This is a genomic window from Paenibacillus sp. SER-28 (genome assembly GCF_052906305.1).
Genome location: NZ_JBRECM010000002.1, coordinates 724,126 through 744,576 on the forward strand (window position 1 = coordinate 724,126; position 20,451 = coordinate 744,576).

A 20,451-nucleotide genomic window follows, 5' to 3' on the forward strand; every position below is an offset into this window, starting at 1 on the left:
CGGTTTGCATGGTATTTGTTTCACATTTACTATAAAATATAAACAGTATTGATGGCGCGCAAAGGGGAATCACTTAGATGATTAAAATTCGGAAGCTGACCAAGCAAGTGGGGCCTGAACGGACCCAGCTACTTCGAGGAATTGATGCTGAAATTCATCAGGGCGAATTCATTGCCATAGTGGGGCCAAGTGGAAGCGGCAAAACAACGCTGCTTCGCTGTCTTGCTTTACAAGAGCCATGGGATGAAGGCAGTTTAATTGTAGGTGGCAATGATGTGCTGAAATCCGGGTGGACGGGCAAGATGAAAATAAAGCGGGAATGGGCATACCTGGAGCAAAACCCGCATCTAAATATGAATCGAACCGCTCTTAAAAATGTGCTCATTGGCAGATCCGGTCAAACTCCAATGTGGAGAATGGTGACGGGGATGGTGCGTTCCGACGATTATATGGGAGCGATGGACGTACTGGAGGATCTGGGTCTGCTGGATAAGGCGCATGATAAATGTGACAAGCTCAGCGGTGGCGAGCGGCAGCGGGTAGCGACTGCGCGTGCTCTCGTGCACGGAGCTAAAGTTATTTTAGCTGATGAGCCTGTAAATGGACTTGATCCAGCTTCGGCAGCGCATGTACTGGAGACCTTTCGCAAGCTGTGTTCTGACGAGCGGGTGACGATCATGACTGTATTGCCGCTGGAAATGGCTGAACGCTTTGCTTCCCGTATATGGGGGTTGAATGATGGTGAGTTGGTGTTTGATATTCAGGGAAGACGATTGACACAAGCAGAAAAGAACAAATTGTGAAGGGGACGGCAAGAGAAGTGAATATAATGCTGTTAAGAATGGTGGCTGGCTGCTGTTCCTTGCTGCTCCTTGCTGGATTTTTAAGCGGCTGTAATGTTATTAGCGATCCCATTTCGCTGATGGAGACACCGACGATGTCTGACGAGAAACAGCAGTTGAATGGTGCAGTGAATACGCAGCTAGGGGCGGTACAGCCTTTAAGGCCGAATGACCCAGATGACCCGACGCCAATTCGGACGGGTGATCTGAACAATGATGGCACAGACGAAGCAGTGCTCTTTTATGAAACACCAGATGAGAGCGTAAAAATACATGGTGCCTTGTTTGAAGATCAGGGCGGAACGTGGGTAAAGAAGCTGACGTTTGATGGGGAAGGCACTGTGCTGGAGTCATTTAAGCTCGTGGATTTAACGAATGATGGAACACTCGATATTGTAGCGGGTTTTTCCAGCGGAGATAGTGGAGATGGCGGGGATCAGAAGGGACTCATCGTGTATTCCTATACCGGAGGAACTCTGGAGAAAATATATGCTACAGGTTATACGGACTTCGTCGTAGATGATTTTAACCATAACAAGATGGACTTGAACGGGGATAATTTGAATGATTTGACGATTATCACGCTGCGACGTAATGAATTCTTTACTGTTAAAACGTTTCAATTCAGTGGGGGAACCTTTAAGGAAATCGGATCGTTGGATTTGGACAGTCAGGTCTTAAGTGTCTATAATGTCGTTGCTGGCAAGGTAGCCGAGGGTAGGCAGGGGATTATTATAGACACCAAAATTGCCCAGACCACTACCGTTTCCAATGTTATTGTGATGGATCACGGCAAGCTCAGGAAGCTTAATCTTATGGATGTCACCTTCAAGGATGCGACCATCGCCAGTGGTGATGTGGATGGTGACGGCATTCTGGAATTTGGTAATTTGGAGAAGCCTAAAGGTTGGAGTAACAAGCCGCTGGATGAGGTTCCATATTTTGTGTCGTTCTATCAGTGGGACGGGGCGAAAGGGACGATTTTTAAGCAGCAGCAGTATCGTGATTCTAATGAACAGGTCTACTTCAGATTACCGAAAGAGCTGCATGGCAAGGTGACTATTGATCCGAAAGTTTCGAAGAAGGACAGCTATTTGCGCTTCATTTTGGATGATACAGACAAAACGATAGCGGAAATTAAATTTTTCTCGTTGTCACAATGGGAACGAAACAACGAAGGTTATAGCCAACTGTGGAGAACGAATGCGCAGGTCATTGGCATTAAGCGATCCAGTGAGCTGGAACCGCGTAAAACCATTAAAAACAAGATGGGGGAAAGGCAGGTAGAGTAGAGTGAGTAAAGTTTTAATCATGGAAGATGAGGAATCCATTCGCAGCTTTATCGTCATTAACTTGAAGCGTAACGGTTTTGAGGTGTTGGAGGCGTCGGAAGGGCATGAGGCTCTGAATATTTTGAACACGGTGCGGGATATTGATATTGCACTGCTCGACGTAATGGTACCTGGTATGGATGGTTTTGAGGTCTGTCGGAGAATCCGGGAAACGAATGAGCGCATCGGCATTATTTTTCTCACAGCGAAGGTACAGGAGCAGGATAAGGTGTATGCCTTGTCTGTAGGGGCCGATGATCATGTGAGCAAGCCTTTTAGCCCGACGGAGCTGATTGCACGTATTCAATCGTTATTGCGTCGGGTGAATGTACATCGTGAAACAGCAGCCAAAGTATCCTTCCAATCCGGGCCGTTCACGCTAGATTTGATTGCTAAGCAATTTAAGAAGAGCGGGCAGCTGATCGAGCTGACACCGACTGAGTTTTCCTTGATTCAATTTTTTCTCGAAAAAGAAAACACGCCACTCAGCCGAGATGTTCTACTTGACCACGTATGGGGCAAGGAATATATGGGCGATCCGAAAATTGTGGATGTGAACATCCGACGTCTGCGGCAGAAAATTGAAAACAATCCTTCCGAGCCAGCTTTTTTACAAACAGTCTGGGGACATGGATATAAATGGAAAGGTCAGTCTCAATGATCAAAAAGGGGATTCGCCGACAGATTGTGCTTCACTATTTTTTCGTAGTGTTCTTGGCGCTTCTGTTAGTAGAAGTCATTTTTATGTTTGCACTCCGGTCGTACTATTACGACTCCATTTACAAACATATCGAAAGCCGTATCGAATCGGTAAGTGAATTTGCACCCAAATTCAAAGAGCCGGAACAGTCTTTGCAATCGTATTTGTTAAATACATTTTCTCTGCCCTTCACTGAACTGCAATTGCTCGATGAACAGGGAAATGTAATTGATAACTCGACGAATTTTGCAGCAGATCTAAGTGTGCAAACAAGTGATGTCACACAAGCATTAGCTGGAGATACAGGCAAATGGATCGGAAAGCAACCGAGTACGGGGCAGCAGGTGATGGCGGTATCTCAAAAACTGGACAATATCGTCGGAGACCAGGTGTATGTTATTCGGTATACGACTTCGCTGGAATTGGTAAATGATAAGCTGTTTACGATTACGCTGTTTTCTCTTGGCATCATGGCAGCTGTACTGGTTATTGTATTTGTAGTCAGCACAGGGCTCGCGAATTCCATTGTTAGACCGATTAATAATATCCGTGATGTATCTGCTCAGATGGCTCAGGGGAGGTTTGATGCACGCATTGAAGGCGATTATCGTTATGAGTTGGGTGAACTGGCTTCGACTCTGAACTATATGGCACAGGAAATTGTCAGAACAAATCAAATCAAGGATGATTTTATTTCATCCATATCTCATGAATTGCGTACTCCACTTACATCTATTAAGGGTTGGAGTGAAACGTTAAATTCTGGCGGATATGACCCGGAAGAGACGAAAATCGGGATGAAGATTATTTCTAAGGAGACCGATCGGCTGATTGGCTTGGTGGAGGAAATTCTCGATTTTTCCAAGTTGGAGCAAAATGCCATGAAGCTTGTGATGGGAACGGTGGATCTACGGGAGCTTTTACAGGAAATTATGCTGAACGTATGGGCCAAGGCAGAAATGAAGCAGATAAAACTTCAGCTGGATTCGGAGGAAACGGCATATCTCGTCCATGGAGACGGTAACCGTCTAAAACAGGTGTTTTTGAACATTGTGGATAATGCTATCAAGTTTTCGCATGAAAGCTCGATTATTTTTCTGTCTCTACAACGGATTGATGGCAATATCGAGATATCCGTACAAGATACAGGGATTGGGATTAGTGCTGAAAACCTTGCCAGAGTCAGAGACCGCTTTTTCCAGGTAGACCACCAAAACGGTGGTACTGGACTGGGATTGGCAATCTCGCAACAGTTTATCGAGCGCCATCATGGTCAGATGCTCATCAGAAGTGAACTGGGGGCTGGAACTACCATTACGGTTTCATTACCTGCTCTGCAAGCAGAGCAATCCGTGGAACCATCACAACTTACTGAGGACTGATTTAAAAGACCCATTGTATAGATTTAATTAGAAAAACAGCCAGTCCTCTCAAATCGGGAGGGCTGGCTGTTTTTAATTTGGGGTAACGTTATGAGGTAAAACCTTCGGCACGCAAGCGTGTATTGCGCTCGTAAGCTTCTTTCAGCATACGTGTAGTTTGCGGTCGTACTGCCGTTTTACCAAATACCGTTTCATTGGGTCCGATGACCATAATTTCGCCCGGATTACCTTTAATGACAGCACCATCGCGAATCACAGCACCTTCACCGATAATCGCATGTTCAATATGGACGTTACGTCCAATGCGTGTGTCAGGCATAACGATACTTTCTTTGATGGCTGAACCTTTACCTATCTCGACACCACTAAATACAACGGAGCGTTCTATTCGGCCCTCTACTTGGCAGGAATCATGCAACAAGCTGCCCAATGGTTGTGTTTGACGGTTAGGTACCTTTTGTGCGCTCAACCTTGTGCGGCGTTCACGTGTATACATCGGCCAGTCCTTGCGTTGAAGGTCGATAGCACAATCATCCTCTAACAAATCCATGTGTGAATCCCATAGGCTTTTAACGGTACCTACGTCCTTCCAATAGCCCTGGAATTCATAAACGTACAAGGATTCTTGGTCCGCTAACATTTTAGGGATGATATCTTTACCAAAATCATGACTGGATTGAGCATCCTGTGCGTCTTCTAACAAGTAATTTCTCAAGTAATCCCATTTGAAAAGGTAAATCCCCATAGAGGCCAAATTACTTTCCGGTTTCTCCGGTTTCTCTGCAAATTCTGTGACACGCAGATCTTCATCGGCACTCATAACACCAAAACGGTGTGCTTCATCCCAAGGTACCTCCATGACAGAAATGGTAGCCGCAGCTCCTTTTTCCTTATGGTGGTTCAGCATTTCACGATAATTCATATAGTAAATATGATCACCGGATAAAATAAGCACATGCTCCGGATTTTGGCTGTCAATATATTCGATATTCTTATGAATAGCATCTGCCGTTCCTAAGTATTCAGCGTTACCTGTGTTATAAGATGGAAGCAGGGTAATTCCTTTATCATCTGTTTTTGTAAGACCCCAGGGTGTTCCATCTCCGATATGTTCGTGCAAGGATTCTGCCTCATATTGCGTCAAGACACCTACAGTATCAATGTCTGAATTTACGCAGTTACTGAGAGGAAAATCGATGATCCGGTAATGACCGCCAAAAGGTACGGCGGGTTTTGCAATCGTTGAAGTAAGGGGAGCAAGACGGCGTCCCTCTCCGCCTGCCAGCAGCATGGCAATGCATTCTTTATTAAACATTTCGTTTCCCTCCCGGTTTAGTTGTCAGTGTAGTACATACATAAACGGTATGGGGTACTCTTGAAACCATAAGGTATATAAGATTCCCCCAAAACTAAGGTTTATTTTTTTCCTAGTCATTTTTCTGTTCAATGTGGCTAGAATGGGGTAATAACTCAAGTCAGCTTTGACCCAAAAGCGAATGCATTACCGATTCATACATTTTTACTTACAAAACATATAAGGGTGGTGACGTGATGACAGACCAAACTCTTCCGCAACAGGCTATTTCATCGGAAGATATTTATTTGTTTCATGAAGGAACGCTTTATCATAGCTACCGATCTTTGGGTTCCCACCTTACTGTGGAGAACGGAGAACAGGGCGTCCGCTTTACGGTCTGGGCTCCTCATGCTCTCCATGTCGGGCTTGCTACAGATCGCAACAACTGGAATGGGGAACAGGATTCCTTATATAGGGTTCCCAAATCCGGTTTTTGGAGTCGTTTTTTTCCGGGGATATCCCAAGGAATTTTTTACAAATACGACATTACGGGTGCAAATGGTGAACGATTTCTGAAAGCAGACCCTTACGCGGTACGTGCTGAAGTGAGACCAGCAACGGCTTCTGTGGTAGCTTCTATAGATGGTTATGCTTGGAACGATGCGATTTGGCGCCGAAAACGTAGAGCACCTTATGGAAAGCCTCTGCACATATACGAGCTTCATCTGGGCACTTGGAAGCAAAAAGAAGATGGTACGTTTTATACATACAGGGAAATAGCTGAGCTTCTTGTGCCTTATGTGACCGATATGGGGTATACACATATTGAGCTGATGCCGCTGAGTGAGCATCCGTATGATCTTTCCTGGGGCTACCAGCTTACCGGATATTTTGCACTCACAAGCCGTTATGGAGAACCGCATGATTTTATGTATTTGGTGGATCGTTGCCATCAGGCGGGAATCGGAGTGCTGATGGATTGGGTGCCAGCCCATTTTGCAAAAGATGCTCATGGATTAAGGCTGTTTGACGGATCGCCCCTGTTCGAATACGCGGATCCGCTGATTGCGGAAAAGCCCGGCTGGGGAACGCTGACGTTTGATTACAGCAAGCCGGAGGTGCGTTCTTTCCTGATATCTAATGCGCTATTTTGGATGGATGTGTACCATATTGACGGCCTGCGCGTAGATGCTGTGACAAGTATGCTACGGCTGGATTTTGAAAAGCAGGACGGTCAATATCGTTTTAACTCTAAAGGAGGTATTGAAAATGAGGAGGCTATTGCCTTCCTTCAACAACTGAATGAAACAGTATTCCGCTATTATCCGTATGCTCTGATGATGGCAGAGGAGTCCAGTGCCTGGCCGATGGTGACTTCCCCGGTAAGCGATGGAGGACTCGGTTTTAATTACAAGTGGAATATGGGCTGGATGAACGATACGCTTGATTATATCGAAACGGATTTCGATCAAAGGCCAGAGCGCCATAATTTGCTGACATTCCCCATAGCTTATGCGTACAGCGAGAATTTTACACTGCCGTTGTCGCACGATGAGGTTGTTCATGGTAAGAAGTCGCTGCTTGATAAAATGCCAGGTAGCTATGAGCAAAAATTTGCCGGGCTTCGAGCGCTTCTCGGTTACCAAATCACCTCACCGGGCAAAAAGCTCTTATTTATGGGAGGGGAATTCGGCCAATTCATCGAATGGAAGGATGAAGAGCAGCTTGACTGGTTTCTGTTGGATTATGACAGTCACCGTTCGCTGCACGCTTATACGAAAGCGCTGAATCATTTGTATATTCAGGAAAAGGCGTTATGGGAACTGGATCATTCGTGGGATGGATATCAGTGGATTGAAGCGGAGGACCGTGGGCAGAGCGTAATTACGTATTTACGTAAAGGTAAAAAGCCGGGAGATACACTGGTCGTGCTAATTAACTTTCAGCCCGTGCCCAGAGAGAACTATCGAATTGGGCTGGAAAAGGCCGGGAGTTATATCGAACTGCTGAACAGTGATCATAAGGACTTTGGGGGAAATGGCCAGCTAAATACCGGAGTGATACGGACCGCCTCCATTCCTTGCCACGGACAGCTTCACAGCTTGGAGGTGACCATACCACCCTTAAGCATCGTTGTACTCAAGAAAGCGCCTCGGAGGCCTAAAAAAGCAGATTAAACACATAAGGAGGAAGCACATATGAACATTTTGTTTGCGGCAGCAGAAGCACATCCATTTATTAAAACAGGCGGGTTGGCTGATGTCATTGGCGCACTGCCGAAGGCACTTCGTCAGGCGGGGTGCGACGTCCGAATCATTTTACCTAAATATGCGGGGATTCCCGATACTTATAAAAAGTCTCTGCGTCCGGTAGCGGTGAAGCAAGTAGCCGTAGGCTGGCGTAATCAATATTGTGGAATAGAGGAACTGACATTAGACGGAATCAAGTTTTATTTTATTGACAATGAGTATTACTTCGGTCGTGACGGTATTTACGGTTATATGGATGATGGCGAACGTTTTTCCTTTTTTAACCGGGCGATTTTAGAAATGCTGCCTGAACTGAACTTTCGGCCGGATATTTTGCATTGTCATGATTGGCATACGGCAATGGTTCCGCTGCTTCTGAATGCCGATTATCGACATTTGCCCTTCTACAGCGATATTCGCACGGTGTTTACGATACATAATCTGCTGTATCAAGGGGATTTTCCGTATGAGGTCTTAACTGAGCTGCTCAACCTGGATGGAAGCTATTTCACCCCCGAGGGTGTGGAGTATCATGGCAGACTGAATTTTATGAAAGGTGGGCTTACGTACTCGGATCATGTCACGACCGTGAGTCCAACCTATGCAGAGGAGATTCAAACCGAATTTTACGGATACGGGCTGGAGGGTCTGCTTCGTAAATTGGGAGATCAGGGTCGCTTAACAGGGATTGTGAACGGAATTGACACCAAAAGCTACAATCCTGCCACGGACAATCGTATTTATACGAAGTACCGCACGAGTCTGACAAAGAAAAAGGAAAACAAAATTGGCCTGCAAAAAGAGTTGGGTCTGCCGGTGCGGCCAGACATACCTATGATTGCCATGGTAACCCGGCTTGTAGATATGAAGGGGCTAGATCTGGTAACGAGAGTGCTTGACGAAATCCTGTATTATGATGATATCCAGTTTGTCGTGCTGGGAACAGGGGATCCGGCTTTTGAGCATTGGTTTCGTGAGGCAGCGGGACGCTATCCACTGAAAATGTCGGCGCAGCTCGCTTTTAGCGAACCTCTGTCACGAAAAATATATGCGGCAAGTGATATGTATCTTATGCCATCAAGGTTTGAGCCTTGCGGGATCAGCCAACTGCTGGCGCTTCGTTATGGAAGTATCCCTATTGTGCGAGAAACAGGGGGTCTTAACGATACTGTGCAGGCTTACAATGAGTCCACAGGGGAAGGAAACGGATTTAGTTTCACGAACTACAATGCACATGATATGCTGAACACTATTCGTCGTGCTGTTCATTTTTATCGCCAATCTGAGCATTGGTCGAAACTTACACAGACGGCTTTTGCAGGAGAATATAGTTGGGATATTTCAGCTAAAGCATATATGGATATTTACCATTTGCTAACAAAGACGGACTGAACAGAGTAGGAACACCATAGTCATGTTAATGAAAAAGGGAATCCCTTTAGCCAGTGTTTGGCTGAGGAATTCCCTTTTTGCTATGATCAGTCGCCCCCGCCACCACAGCTGCTTCCACATGAAGAGCCGCTGCTACACGAAGAATGACTACCAGAATCGCCTGAATCATGGTGAGAAGAGCCTCCATGATGAGAACTGTCATGGGAGGAATGATGGTGCGAGTGATGTGTATCCCAGTTCGAGCAACCGCTTGCCGAGCTACAGCCGGATGAGCTAGCTAATACGGCATTACCTGTAGCATCCGGGTGCATGTGTACGGCAAATTGTTCAGGTTGATACCATGAATACCACACAACAGCTAATAATAAATAGTCGACCTGTAAATAGTTGACCTTAGGCAATTGCGTACCCTCAGGATCATCCACCGCTTTATTCACCCGCTCGCGCAGATTTTGTACAATCTTATGAACCGCTTGTTGGGCCTGCTGTGAAATGGCTGTATTCTCCTGCGTATTCCAGCGGTCACCTGCTGGCTGCGCCGAAGTTGCGAGTTTATAATAGCGCGAAAGCTCGTCGTTCGGTAATGGATGATTAAAAAAAGTACCCCACAAACTAGCGCTATAGCGGTTCCAGCCAAAGCATTCCACATACAACCAGTCAAACCACGCCCGCTCCTCAGGCATCGGCTTAGAGCCGCCGGAATGGGGCGCATGGTGAAGCATACGACCAAAAAAAGCTTCCGAGAATTGCTGATATTCGCGGGTAAACATCAACATTTCGTGCCATAATTCATCCACATCACTACTGAACATAGGCACTCTATTCATAATCGCGCATAGCATAAAATATCGTTTTAGCTCATGCCAGCGCCAATCATATTCTTGGTCCGTCAGCTCTGGGTGGGCTTCCATTACACGACTCCTTACGCAATGAGCATAGGAGGCGGGAATGGATTGCTCCAGTAGCTGCATCAGCTCTGTAATCTCTGGATGACGCTCCTGTGTAAGGGACGAAGGAGAAGGGGAACTGAGGAAAAAAGCATTCCGGCGCCGTGTTTTTCTGTTTCCCCGGTTCCTGCGTATTGCACGGAATATAAACCAAAAAATGATGAGGTCCACCACAATAAACAACGTCCAAAAGCTGCTCATACTATCCATGATGGCTGGCTGCTCCTTTCTGAAAGAACACGGAATTAAGATTTAGCTTTCGTTATTCAGCAGAGAGAATTCTTTTTTTATTTGGGCTAGCAGTTCAGGATTCGTGATTACATCGCAAGCAGTCCATGCCAAGGTTCTCGCAGCCAGCAGCATTCCTTCCATGGCCCGGTCCTGCATCGCCAAATCGCGGAATTCTGGTGTATGCAAGGCATGCTTCTCGTCAATAACTTGAATGTACGGATGGATAGCAGGGCAATGAAGCGATACATTTCCGATATCCATGGAGCCGTGATCTTCACCTTCCGTTATATCTTCTTGCGAAATGCCAGCCTGCACCAAATTTGCGGTAAAGGCATCGGAAAGTACGCGGTTTGTGACCATTTCATCATAAGATGTCTCATAATTGGAGGTCTCTAAACGACACCCGGCCTGTAAAGCAGCTCCTTCAGCAATTTGAATAACACGGCGAGTCAGCGGGTTCAGTTCTTGACGTGTAGCGGCCCTCACATAAAATTGGGCTGAGGCGTAATCAGGAATAATATTGGCTGCTTGCCCACCCTGATTAATGATCCCATGGATACGCACTGTACTTTTTACTTGTTGACGGAACGCATTGATGCCATTGAACGTTTGAATCACAGCGTCCAGCGCGTTAATGCCCTCGTGCGGACTGGCAGCCGCGTGGGCGGATTGACCAAAAAATTCGAATTGTACAGCATCAATCGCCAGTGATTTGCCTGATTTTTCGTAACGGTCATAAGGATGCGTCATAAGTGCTATGTCGCAATCATCAAACAACCCGGCAGCGGCCATCGGGACCTTTGCACCGCGTGTTTCTTCGGCAGGTGTGCCATATACCCGTACTTCTCCACCGGTTTCGTCGATGATCGACTTGAGGCCGACGGCAGCACCTGTACTCATCATACATATCAAATGGTGCCCACAGGCGTGTCCTAGACCTTTCAGAGCGTCATATTCTGCCAGAAAAGCGACAACCGGTCCGGGTTTTGCAGATTTGTAAGTTGCAATAAAGGCGGTTTCTATGCCCAATACGGGTGCCTGGACCTCAAAACCGTGAAAAACCAGTTCTTCTTTTAAACGGGCAGCGGCCAGAAATTCCTCGTTTCCAAGTTCAGGATTTGCGCCAATATATAACGAAATGTCCTTAAACCGTGGGGCATGCTGCTCAATTGTCTTTTGAATGGTCTGCTTAAAATCCATGCTGAAAACTCCTTTATATAAACTGTAATGTAGGTACTGCGTTAGGTATGCTGAAATTGTACTATAACATTCATTGCATAATCATGCATATTCATTTATAATGACACAATCTTATTTATTATAAAGAATTTAAGGAGAGAAAAAAAGATTGAAAAAGGCATATCGTTTTACCGCCCTGGTTTTGTCGGCGGTCATCTTGCTGTTGACTGGTCTTCCCATGCTCACTGCATACGGAACGGAAGCAAAGCCACAGAAAAAACTTGTAGTGGGCATGAGTGCCGACTTTCCGCCGTATGAGTTTCATAAAGTCATTAACGGTAAGGATACCATTGTTGGGTTCGATGTGGATATCGCCAAGGAAATCGCCAAAGATTTGGATGCGGAGATGGTCCCTGAGGACATGAGTTTTGACTCTTTGCTGCCTGCTTTGCAAAGTGGTCGTGTAGACTTGGTACTGTCCGGTATGACACCGACGGATGAGCGGAGAAAGAGCATTGATTTTTCAGATGTATATTATCGCTCCAAGCAAGTCATTATGGTACGCCCAGAGGATAAAGACAAATATCCTACGATGGATGCTTTGAAAGGCGAGAAGATTGGCGCACAAAAAGGGAGTATTCAGGAAGAAATTGCTCAAAAAGTACCCAATGCCACTGTAACCTCACTGGACAAAATATCCGATCTGGTACTCCAGCTGCGGACCCAGCGTATCAACGCTGTTGTGATCGAAGATACGGTTGCTAAAGGATACACGTTAGATGGTACCGTAACACTTGCCAAGGCGGTGCCTGAGGATGCCGGAGCAGAAACAGCAGTAGGTATACGCAAGGGGAACGCAGAATTGCTTGCCTCTGTAAATAAAACGTTGGCTCGCCTGAAAGCGGACGGGTCGATTGAGAAGTTTTCCACAGAAGCGAGCGCGCTCTCTGCAGATCGACAGGTTTCTTCTAATAACATCGTAGATATTTTTTGGAAATACCGCAGTTTTTACGCTACGGGTATCGGCTACACTCTGTTGCTGTCTGCACTCGGAGTCCTGTTTGGATTTATCATTGGTCTGATCGTATCCTTGCTGCGGATGAGCGGTATACGCATCATTGAGTGGTTAGGTACCACTTATGTGGAGATCCTGCGTGGCACACCTATGCTGGTACAACTCATGATCATTCACTACGGGGTTGCTTTGACGCTGGGTGTCAATTTTACCCCACTCCAGTCTGGTATAATCACATTGTCTCTGAATAGTTCAGCATATCTGGCTGAAATTTTCCGGGCAGGTATCCAGGCAGTAGACCGTGGACAGATGGAGGCTGCTCGTTCGTTGGGTATGGGACGCGGTAAAGCTATGCGTCATGTCATTTTGCCGCAAGCGTTTAAATCTATTTTGCCTGCTATCGGTAATGAGTTTATTACGATCATTAAAGAATCCTCCATTATTTCGACCATTGGGATGGTGGATATTATGTATCAGGCCCAGGTCATTAAGAACATCACCTACGAAGGATTAAGTCCGTTCGTAATCGCAGCCGCTATTTATTTTGTAATGACATTCAGCTTGTCTAAGCTGCTGGGTTTATGGGAAAGGAAGTTGAGAGCCAGTGATCACCGTTAAACAACTGCGTAAATCGTTCGGTAAGAATGAGATTTTAAAAGGCATTGATATAGATATCGCCAAAGGTGAAGTCGTCGTCATCATCGGCCCCAGTGGTTCGGGGAAGAGTACGTTTTTGCGTTGTATGAATCTGTTGGAACAGCCTACAGACGGGGAGATTTTATTTGAGGGCGAGCCGATTACAGCTCGTGGCCATAATATTAATGTAACCCGGGAGAAGATGGGGATGGTGTTCCAGCATTTTAATCTGTTCCCGCATAAAACAGTGTTGCAGAACCTGACACTTGCCCCAACACAGGTTAGAAGACAGTCAGGGAAGGAAGCGGAAAAAATTTCGCTAGAACTCTTGCGTACCGTAGGGCTTGAGGATAAGAAGAATACCTATCCGAACCAGCTATCCGGAGGACAGAAGCAACGTATTGCGATTGCGCGTGCTTTGGCCATGCAGCCGCATGTAATGCTGTTCGATGAGCCGACTTCTGCATTGGACCCTGAAATGGTTGGAGAGGTTCTGGATGTAATGAAGAAGCTCGCCGAAGGCGGCATGACAATGGTAATCGTGACGCATGAAATGGGCTTTGCCCGCGAGGTAGGCGATCGAATTATCTTTATGGATAACGGTCAAATTGTGGAGCAAGGTACACCAGAGCAGGTATTTGGCACTCCAAGCCATGATCGCACCCGTGATTTTCTTGCCAAAGTATTGTAAGGAAGTGCTGATATAATCTATAAAAAAAGTCCTCCGTTTGACAGAGGGCTTTTTTTCTTTTTGTCACCATTTCCCTATACTTTCGTAACAAATATCGATTTGTTGATGACAAAATTGTAACAAGTGTAGTATGATGTTCAAGGTTCCCAACATTTTCATGCGGATAAGGTTACAAAATTGTGATAATATGCAGTAAGCCAAAACTTACCGGGACAGCATGTGGTTATGACAACCGCTTAAGCTGGGCCCAAACTATGGGAAGTGCGGGGGACGTAACAACGGCAGTCATTCCGATACGTCATAAAGACGATGTGGAATATGCCTAGGGGTGAATTGCACAAGCATAGGGCTTCTCCTGAGTCCGAATCCGACAGCTAACTTCGCAGGCATAACAGAGGAGGTACATATCTTTGAAACATCTAAAACATATTGGTAAAACGATGAAATTTGCGGTGCTTGCCGCAGCTATTGCAGGGTTGGCACAGACAGCTGGAGTAGCGGATGCTGCTTCGCTTCACACTGCCAAAGAGGGCGATACCTTCTTTTTGCTTGCTCAACGTTATGGAGTATCGGTAGACGAGCTAACGAAGGCGAACCCAAACATTGCTTCCAACAATATATATGCAGGTCTGCAAATTAAGGTGCCTGGCGAAAAAAGAGTGAAGGCAGCTTCGGATTCGAAGCCGCAGCTTCTTACGGAGAAAGCACCAGCGAATGAGGGGCCAACGATTGAAGCGTGGGGCAAAACATTCAACTATAGCAAAATAGTTGACGTTAAGGCTTCAGCGTATTCTGCCGCAGCCGACGAGAATGGTAAATGGGGAGCAGTGGACTACTACGGCAATCCGCTTAAACTAGGTACAATTGCGGTAGACCCGAACGTCATTCCGATGGGCACGAAAGTGCTGGTTACAGGCTATTCCCACCCAGGTTTGCCGGATCATTCTTTTGTAGCTGTCGCTCGCGATCAGGGTAGCGCCATTACAGGAAAGCGGATTGATATCTTTATTCCTGGCAACAAATCATTTGTGAACGACTTTGGATTTCAAAATGTGAAGCTGTACGTTATTGATAAATAGCATTGTACGTATATACGGTTTAATTAAACATAATATATATTATGTAAACTTAATGCCTGTATCCTACCGCATATAACTAGGTCGGACTCTTATCAGGTCTTATCCATAAAAAAGGCTGTCTTGACGAGCAGAAAACTTCTGCTGGTAAGACAGCCTTTTTACGTTGCTTTAGCTTGCAGCTCAATCATAAACATATGGTTATTTCCGTTCCGATGTGTGGAGTAGCCGGGGGACTGTCACAAATTTGTAGCCCTTAGCTTTTAGAGAGTGAATTAGACCCGGCAGAGCTTGGACAGTGCCTTGCAAGTTGGAACTTTGACCTCCACCTGCGTGCATTAAAATAATAGAGCCAGGCCCGGTAGCTGGGATCACATTGCGTTGAATTTGTGTTTTACTTAATCCCTTCCAATCGAGAGAGTCTACATTCCAATTGACAATCATATAGCCATGACGACGTGCCCATTGGATTTGAGGCTCCGTGATTTCACCGTAGGGTGGACGAATCAACTTGGGGCGAAAACCTGCGCTGGCTTGTAAAATACGTTCTGTTTTTGTAATCTGGTTGCGAAAGCGTTCTGGTGTGGCCTTCCTAAAATCCGGATGAGTATAGGAATGGTTTCCTATAGCATGGCCTTCACGGATAATACGGCGTATGATCCCCGGATGCTTTTCCGCACGGTGACCGACGATGAAAAAGGTGGCTTTGATGCCATTAGCGTGTAATACGTCCAAAACCTGCGGCGTATACCTAGAATCGGGCACATCATCAAAGGTTAGGGCAATTTGGCGGGTGTGTGGGCCGCACATTTTAAAAATGTCCGCATGTTTTTTACGCAGCATTGCTAATGTAGGAGTTGCTCGATCTGTGCTCTGATGTACAGAAGAAGCAACAGCTGCTTCCTTGGGATGGGGCGTTCCGGTGTTGGGAGGCGCATCCGCGTGAACGGGTAAACTTGAGAATGCTAGTAACAGTGCCAAGCATGGCAACACTCCCCTGTACGGCATATGTATCCCCCCCTTTCCGTGCAGTGGTACCTAGTGGTGCTCTCGACTATTATGTACCTGTCTTATTAAAAATATGCTGGTAACCAAGTTCGGCTCATAAACGACTGGAAAGAAGCCCACGATGAAACGATTATCAATGAAGATGATGGAGCTAAACGTACATATTCTCTTAAACATGACCGAAAACAGGAGCATTTTCGCAAGTTTTAGCCTTACAACGAATTCGGTATACTGTGACAGCTGGTGTATAATGGGGATGCAATTCATAATTATACAGACATGGAATTGAAGGAAGGATGGATAAAAGTGACCGACTTGTTTACTCCTTATCAATTAAAGGGGCTTTCTTTAAAAAATCGGATTGTCATGCCCCCGATGTGCCAATACAGCGTGGAGGCCAAGGACGGAAATCCAACGGATTGGCATCATGTCCATTATGTGAGCCGGGCAGTAGGAGGCACTGGACTTATTATTGTGGAAATGACAGCGGTCCATCCAGATGGACGTATTACGGATCGTGATTTGGGTATTTGGAGTGACGAACATATTCCTGCATATCGTAAGATTGTAGAGGAAGTCCACAAGTATGGTGCCAAGATTGGTATTCAACTAGGCCACGCTGGACGCAAGGCTGAAGATGCTGAGCAACCTGTAGGTCCGTCCACGATTCCTTTTAGCGAACGCTTTAAAAAGCCGCACGCCTTAAAGACAGCTGAAGTCAGGGAATTGGTCCAGGCATACAAAGAAGGCGCGCGCCGCGCGGTGGAAGCCGGTTTTGATACGGTTGAGATACATGGCGCTCACGGCTATCTGATCCATCAATTTCATTCGCCTTTAACAAATACCAGAGAAGATGAATATGGGCAGGATTTGTCACTGTTCGGTGTTGAGGTCATACATGCTGTTAAAGAGGTTCTTCCTGCTGATATGCCTGTGCTTATGCGGATATCTGCCAAAGAATACGTCGAGGATGGATATAATGTGGAATACATAACAGGCGTAGGGGAACGATATCGTGATGCAGGTGTGGATATTTTCCATATATCTTCTGGTGGTGAGGGTCCGATTGGTTCTGGCGGAGGCCCGTCTGCGCGTGCCGGCTATCAGGTGGATTTGGCTCATACCATCCGTGAAAAGCTGAATGTACCTGTGATTGCTGTTGGCTTACTGGATGATTATGAGGACGCCCGCCGGGTTGTTCAGCAGAAAGAAGCTGATCTGGTAGCAATAGGGCGTGCCATGCTGCGTGATCCCTATTGGGCGCTGCATGCATCGCGGGAGCTAAAAGTACAGGCCGACATCCCAGAGCCTTACTTGCGCGGTTTTTAGATATTTTTGAAACCCTCTTTGCAAAGCTTGCGTAAACATGTGTACAGAGCTTAAAATTTAAGCATTCAACTCTAGGAGGAACTTCACATGTCTATTTTCAAACGATTAAGAGATCTTACGATGTCCAACATTAACGCCATTATCGACAAGGCAGAAGATCCAATTAAAATGACGGATCAATACATTCGTGATATGCAAGAGGACCTGGAAGATGCAGAGAAAGCGGTAGCCGCTCAAATTGCTATTGAAAAGAGGTTCAAACAGCAATACGAAGAACAGGCTGCTTTGGTAAAGAAACGTGAAGAACAGGCACATACCGCTGCAAAAGCACAAAATGTAGATCTGGCCCGTCGTGCGCTGGAAGAAAAGAAATCTGCTGAACAAAAAATGAACGAGTTCAAAGCTGGTTACGAACAGAACAAAGCTGCAGCCGATAATCTACGTGGCAAGCTGGATGAAATGCGCAGACAGCTGACAGAAATGAAAAACAAGCGCGAAACACTGGTTGCCCGTTATAATGCAGCTAAAGCGCAAACCGAAATTAACAAAGCTATGAACGGTTTTAGCTCTGATACGGCAACTGCCGGATTGAAGCGTATGGAAGAAAAAATGCTGCAAGCAGAAGCACGTGCCGAAGCGAGCAACGAAATGTCCTCTAAGGAAAAATCGTTGGATGAGGAGTTCAAAGAGCTGGATAAGAAAAGCGCCGTGGACGATGAGCTTGCCGCTTTGTTAAAGCAATACGAAAATAAATAAGAACATTTAGCAATGCCACCAAGTGTGATTGCTCAGGAAGCGAAGGAGAAACGTTTCTCCTTCGCTTTTCCCTGCCTGGAGGCGCAAAACATTATATGAAGGTCAAGAAGATGTGGAGGATGGTATGAAATGCATTTTTTAGAAACGATGAAAGCAATGCTTGTATGGACTGGTGCGGGGGCTATTTTGATTTTCGCATTAATGTATATCGACTCTTTATTTACGAAGTATAAGGATTTTGCCGAAGTGAAAGCTGGAAATATGGCCGTAACGGTACGAATGATTATGAAGCTGGTTGCACAAGGCTATATTTTGTCGGGCTCTATCGCTACAGCTAATAATTTGCTCGAAGCGCTTGTGTATTCTGTGATCGCCTTTGTCATCCTGCTTGTTTTGGAAATTATTGTACGTCTGCTGTTGCGGTACTGGGCTCAGTTTGATCTGGATAAAGGTACACAGGAAGGTAAAATTGGTTTTGGTCTGTTTTCAGGAGCGCTGCATCTGGTTGGCGCCTTGATCATTACAGCATGCTTCTAGGCTAAGAAAGGCAGGAATATAACCATGGGTGTGTGGAAACGAATTTCAAATCTATTTGCTAAGCCGGAGCCGCCAAAAGCAGAGAAAAGCATGCTTCACTTAAATCCAGGTGATATCTGTGAAGTGTCGCTTGTTACCTATGAAGTGGTAGGTCGTGTACATAATCGTGCCCGGAATGCCGTTGTTTTGACGCTTCAGGATGGTAATCAAGTCAGTTATCTTCATATTGAGGAACGGGAAACACTGCAATTCGGACTATATCAGGCCATCGACGGCAGACTTGACAACCCTGAGGAAGTGCCGACCATTTTAGAGCTGGATGATACAACGTATCATTTGGAGGAGCAGTATTCTGGGCATGTTACCGTCATGGGCCGTGCTCCTTTCCGACAGGGTGGAGAGCAGCATGTTTGGCAGTACCAGTCTGATGATTACCATCTGTTGCGGGTAGAGTGGCAGGACGGTCGCTTTATGCTTTATGAAGGAGAAGAAGTGATTACCGGAGACGTCAAGGTTATTCGGGCAAGCTAGGAGAGGGTTACACATGAGCAAACGCACCTGGCAGTATGCATTAAAGATCATGGTGGCGCTGAGCTTGTTCGTATCCGTGTTAAGCGGCTGCGGCGCGCCAAGTGTAAAAGATACGTATCCGCTGGAATCGGTTAGTGGCAGCGGAAACTCGACCTCGTATGTATACCGGGCAGCTAGCAAGACAGTCCCGGAAGTAGCGGAGGAATTGAAAGAACAGCGTACACCGGAACAAATGTCACCGCAGAGCAATGAGCGGATGTTTCTGGTATATAGCGATGAGTGGTACCATTTGCAGCAAGATCCAGCTAAGAAGGAAGATACACTCATTGAGATTGACAGTAAAAAGTATGTCGAACAAAATTACAGTTCAAGCTTTCTAAAAGGATACTTAACCGCAACTGTGCTGGATGCTCTGTTTGATTCGTTGCGTGGTTCAGGCTCCTATCGGGGCTACTCCAGCAGGGATGTATACCGACCTTCTCAGGGCCAATATCGTGCCCCTACGGTGCAGGAGAAAAAGGCGATTCCGCCGATTACGGTGGAGCGGAAAGGTTCGGTTACCCGTAGAGGAAAGAACTCGGATTCCAGTGTTGGATCAAGCGGAAGTCTGTTCGACAGAGGGTCCAACAGTTCACCGAGCAGAGGCTCGATTTCACGTGACCGTAGCGACAGCGGCGGTTCCAGCATATTTGATTCGCCGCGTAGATCTTATAGTAAGCCCAAAACACGTAGCGGTTCAGGTAAAATCAGCCGACGAAGTCGACGATGACGGGTATCGTCAATTTATTTTAAAACAAAAGATTCGCGGAACTGTGGTACTGATGCACAGTTCCTTTTTTATTTTTAGAGATGACGCTGGTGATCATCTAGCGGCACAGCCATCAAGTAGAAGTGGACAGATAAGGGAAAGCAGCCGCAACCTACATCTTTATGGATATAATAATGTAGAGATAATCAAAACTCTGTTTGATTGAAGGGATTGAAAATTAAATGGTACTATCTATTTCTTGGCCAGATCTTTCACAAAGACCATTTAATCTAATGGTGGAACGAAAAATGGAGTGTTCTCCGTTGAGCTTAAACCTCGCGGTAATGGCACGCATCTTTACTTAACGCATGCAGGTTTTCCAGATGAGAAATCAAGGAACCAACATGAGCAGGCTTGGCCGCTTGTAATTGAGCTGCTCGACGAAAGGATGATGCCAGATAGATAATTCAGAAGGTTACAGGCTAAAATTGCAACAAGAGGGCGATTTTAAAATCGTTCTTTTCATATTTTTTGACGACAAAAATAAATATTTACCTTACATAAAAACAAATAT

Annotated in this window: 19 protein-coding genes and 1 riboswitch; of the genes, 15 read left to right on the forward strand and 4 right to left on the reverse strand. The window is 45.9% G+C overall.

What is annotated here, in order from left to right; genetic code table 11:
* Nucleotides 1–77: 77 nt before the first annotated feature.
* Genes ACUYLD_RS08895 through ACUYLD_RS08910 form a run of 4 tightly spaced genes read left to right on the forward strand, consistent with a single transcriptional unit; the run spans nt 78 to nt 4,255 of the window.
* Complete coding sequence (locus tag ACUYLD_RS08895; RefSeq protein ID WP_029517452.1) at nt 78–803, forward strand: phosphonate ABC transporter ATP-binding protein; 726 nt, start codon at nt 78–80, stop codon at nt 801–803.
* Nucleotides 800–2,134: a hypothetical protein gene (locus ACUYLD_RS08900; RefSeq protein ID WP_446674823.1), complete on the forward strand. Its 1,335-nt coding sequence runs from the start codon at nt 800–802 to the stop codon at nt 2,132–2,134. The genes ACUYLD_RS08895 and ACUYLD_RS08900 overlap by 4 nt, the downstream gene beginning before the upstream one ends.
* A gap of 1 nt (nt 2,135) precedes the next feature.
* Nucleotides 2,136–2,834 carry a response regulator transcription factor gene (locus ACUYLD_RS08905; RefSeq protein WP_023988960.1) on the forward strand — a complete coding sequence of 233 codons (699 nt, stop codon included), beginning with the start codon at nt 2,136–2,138 and terminating at the stop codon, nt 2,832–2,834.
* Complete coding sequence (locus ACUYLD_RS08910) at nt 2,831–4,255, forward strand: sensor histidine kinase (RefSeq protein WP_446674927.1); 1,425 nt, start codon at nt 2,831–2,833, stop codon at nt 4,253–4,255. Before ACUYLD_RS08905 ends, ACUYLD_RS08910 begins: the two co-directional genes overlap by 4 nt.
* Nucleotides 4,256–4,343: 88 nt before the next feature.
* Here ACUYLD_RS08910 and ACUYLD_RS08915 read toward each other — a convergent pair whose 3' ends face one another.
* Entirely contained in the window at nt 4,344–5,570 is a 1,227-nt protein-coding gene (locus ACUYLD_RS08915; protein ID WP_446674824.1) for a glucose-1-phosphate adenylyltransferase, read from the reverse strand.
* Nucleotides 5,571–5,806: 236 nt separating this feature from the next.
* Here ACUYLD_RS08915 and glgB point away from each other — a divergent pair, with 236 nt between their 5' ends.
* Nucleotides 5,807–7,729, forward strand: a complete 1,923-nt coding sequence (gene glgB / locus ACUYLD_RS08920; protein ID WP_446674825.1) for a 1,4-alpha-glucan branching protein GlgB — start codon at nt 5,807–5,809, stop codon at nt 7,727–7,729.
* 21 nt (nt 7,730–7,750) lie between these two features.
* The gene (gene glgA, locus ACUYLD_RS08925; protein ID WP_446674826.1) at nt 7,751–9,193 is read left to right on the forward strand and encodes a glycogen synthase GlgA; all 1,443 of its coding nucleotides are present in this window, start codon (nt 7,751–7,753) and stop codon (nt 9,191–9,193) included.
* An 86-nt stretch (nt 9,194–9,279) separates the two neighbouring features.
* Here glgA and ACUYLD_RS08930 read toward each other — a convergent pair whose 3' ends face one another.
* Nucleotides 9,280–10,350, reverse strand: coding sequence for a hypothetical protein (locus ACUYLD_RS08930; RefSeq protein WP_446674827.1), 1,071 nt, complete (start codon nt 10,348–10,350; stop codon nt 9,280–9,282).
* 42 nt (nt 10,351–10,392) lie between these two features.
* Nucleotides 10,393–11,571: a M20 family metallopeptidase gene (locus ACUYLD_RS08935; RefSeq protein ID WP_061828244.1), complete on the reverse strand. Its 1,179-nt coding sequence runs from the start codon at nt 11,569–11,571 to the stop codon at nt 10,393–10,395.
* Between the two features lie 148 nt (nt 11,572–11,719).
* On the opposite strand from ACUYLD_RS08935, the gene ACUYLD_RS08940 reads away from it, so the two are divergent.
* The 3 genes from ACUYLD_RS08940 to ACUYLD_RS08950 all read left to right on the forward strand — a co-directional run bounded on the left by ACUYLD_RS08940 (nt 11,720) and on the right by ACUYLD_RS08950 (nt 14,971).
* Entirely contained in the window at nt 11,720–13,183 is a 1,464-nt protein-coding gene (locus tag ACUYLD_RS08940) for an ABC transporter substrate-binding protein/permease (RefSeq protein ID WP_250261218.1), read from the forward strand.
* A complete protein-coding gene (locus tag ACUYLD_RS08945; protein WP_061828246.1) occupies nt 13,170–13,892 on the forward strand; it encodes an amino acid ABC transporter ATP-binding protein in 723 nt (240 codons plus the stop codon). Before ACUYLD_RS08940 ends, ACUYLD_RS08945 begins: the two co-directional genes overlap by 14 nt.
* 234 nt (nt 13,893–14,126) lie before the next feature.
* Nucleotides 14,127–14,296: riboswitch (cyclic di-AMP (ydaO/yuaA leader) on the forward strand.
* 6 nt (nt 14,297–14,302) lie between these two features.
* Nucleotides 14,303–14,971 carry a 3D domain-containing protein gene (locus tag ACUYLD_RS08950; RefSeq protein ID WP_250261219.1) on the forward strand — a complete coding sequence of 223 codons (669 nt, stop codon included), beginning with the start codon at nt 14,303–14,305 and terminating at the stop codon, nt 14,969–14,971.
* A gap of 198 nt (nt 14,972–15,169) precedes the next feature.
* Here the strand turns inward: ACUYLD_RS08950 and ACUYLD_RS08955 are convergent, their stop codons facing one another.
* Nucleotides 15,170–15,976: a polysaccharide deacetylase family protein gene (locus ACUYLD_RS08955; protein ID WP_069289669.1), complete on the reverse strand. Its 807-nt coding sequence runs from the start codon at nt 15,974–15,976 to the stop codon at nt 15,170–15,172.
* A 306-nt stretch (nt 15,977–16,282) separates the two neighbouring features.
* On the opposite strand from ACUYLD_RS08955, the gene ACUYLD_RS08960 reads away from it, so the two are divergent.
* From ACUYLD_RS08960 to ACUYLD_RS08985, 6 genes are all read left to right on the forward strand, one after another.
* The gene (locus ACUYLD_RS08960; protein ID WP_081330763.1) at nt 16,283–17,305 is read left to right on the forward strand and encodes an NADH:flavin oxidoreductase/NADH oxidase; all 1,023 of its coding nucleotides are present in this window, start codon (nt 16,283–16,285) and stop codon (nt 17,303–17,305) included.
* Between the two features lie 87 nt (nt 17,306–17,392).
* A complete protein-coding gene (locus ACUYLD_RS08965) occupies nt 17,393–18,061 on the forward strand; it encodes a PspA/IM30 family protein (protein ID WP_013310486.1) in 669 nt (222 codons plus the stop codon).
* 129 nt (nt 18,062–18,190) lie between these two features.
* Entirely contained in the window at nt 18,191–18,598 is a 408-nt protein-coding gene (locus ACUYLD_RS08970; protein WP_446674828.1) for a DUF350 domain-containing protein, read from the forward strand.
* A gap of 24 nt (nt 18,599–18,622) precedes the next feature.
* Entirely contained in the window at nt 18,623–19,129 is a 507-nt protein-coding gene (locus tag ACUYLD_RS08975) for a DUF4178 domain-containing protein (RefSeq protein WP_007432513.1), read from the forward strand.
* Between the two features lie 13 nt (nt 19,130–19,142).
* Complete coding sequence (locus tag ACUYLD_RS08980) at nt 19,143–19,898, forward strand: DUF4247 domain-containing protein (RefSeq protein ID WP_250261221.1); 756 nt, start codon at nt 19,143–19,145, stop codon at nt 19,896–19,898.
* 292 nt (nt 19,899–20,190) lie between these two features.
* Nucleotides 20,191–20,343 carry an SRPBCC domain-containing protein gene (locus ACUYLD_RS08985; RefSeq protein WP_446674829.1) on the forward strand — a complete coding sequence of 51 codons (153 nt, stop codon included), beginning with the start codon at nt 20,191–20,193 and terminating at the stop codon, nt 20,341–20,343.
* Nucleotides 20,344–20,451 lie beyond the last annotated feature (108 nt).

Bases quoted from the DNA above. Each gene is read 5' to 3' on its own strand.
- ACUYLD_RS08895 (WP_029517452.1), top strand. From the start codon at position 78: ATGATTAAAATTCGGAAGCTGACCAAGCAAGTGGGGCCTGAACGGACC.
- ACUYLD_RS08910 (WP_446674927.1), top strand. From the start codon at position 2,831: ATGATCAAAAAGGGGATTCGCCGACAGATTGTGCTTCACTATTTTTTC.
- ACUYLD_RS08915 (WP_446674824.1), bottom strand. From the start codon at position 5,570: ATGTTTAATAAAGAATGCATTGCCATGCTGCTGGCAGGCGGAGAGGGA.
- glgB (WP_446674825.1), top strand. From the start codon at position 5,807: ATGACAGACCAAACTCTTCCGCAACAGGCTATTTCATCGGAAGATATT.
- glgA (WP_446674826.1), top strand. From the start codon at position 7,751: ATGAACATTTTGTTTGCGGCAGCAGAAGCACATCCATTTATTAAAACA.
- ACUYLD_RS08930 (WP_446674827.1), bottom strand. From the start codon at position 10,350: ATGGATAGTATGAGCAGCTTTTGGACGTTGTTTATTGTGGTGGACCTC.
- ACUYLD_RS08935 (WP_061828244.1), bottom strand. From the start codon at position 11,571: ATGGATTTTAAGCAGACCATTCAAAAGACAATTGAGCAGCATGCCCCA.
- ACUYLD_RS08955 (WP_069289669.1), bottom strand. From the start codon at position 15,976: ATGCCGTACAGGGGAGTGTTGCCATGCTTGGCACTGTTACTAGCATTC.
- ACUYLD_RS08965 (WP_013310486.1), top strand. From the start codon at position 17,393: ATGTCTATTTTCAAACGATTAAGAGATCTTACGATGTCCAACATTAAC.
- ACUYLD_RS08970 (WP_446674828.1), top strand. From the start codon at position 18,191: ATGCATTTTTTAGAAACGATGAAAGCAATGCTTGTATGGACTGGTGCG.
- ACUYLD_RS08975 (WP_007432513.1), top strand. From the start codon at position 18,623: ATGGGTGTGTGGAAACGAATTTCAAATCTATTTGCTAAGCCGGAGCCG.
- ACUYLD_RS08980 (WP_250261221.1), top strand. From the start codon at position 19,143: ATGAGCAAACGCACCTGGCAGTATGCATTAAAGATCATGGTGGCGCTG.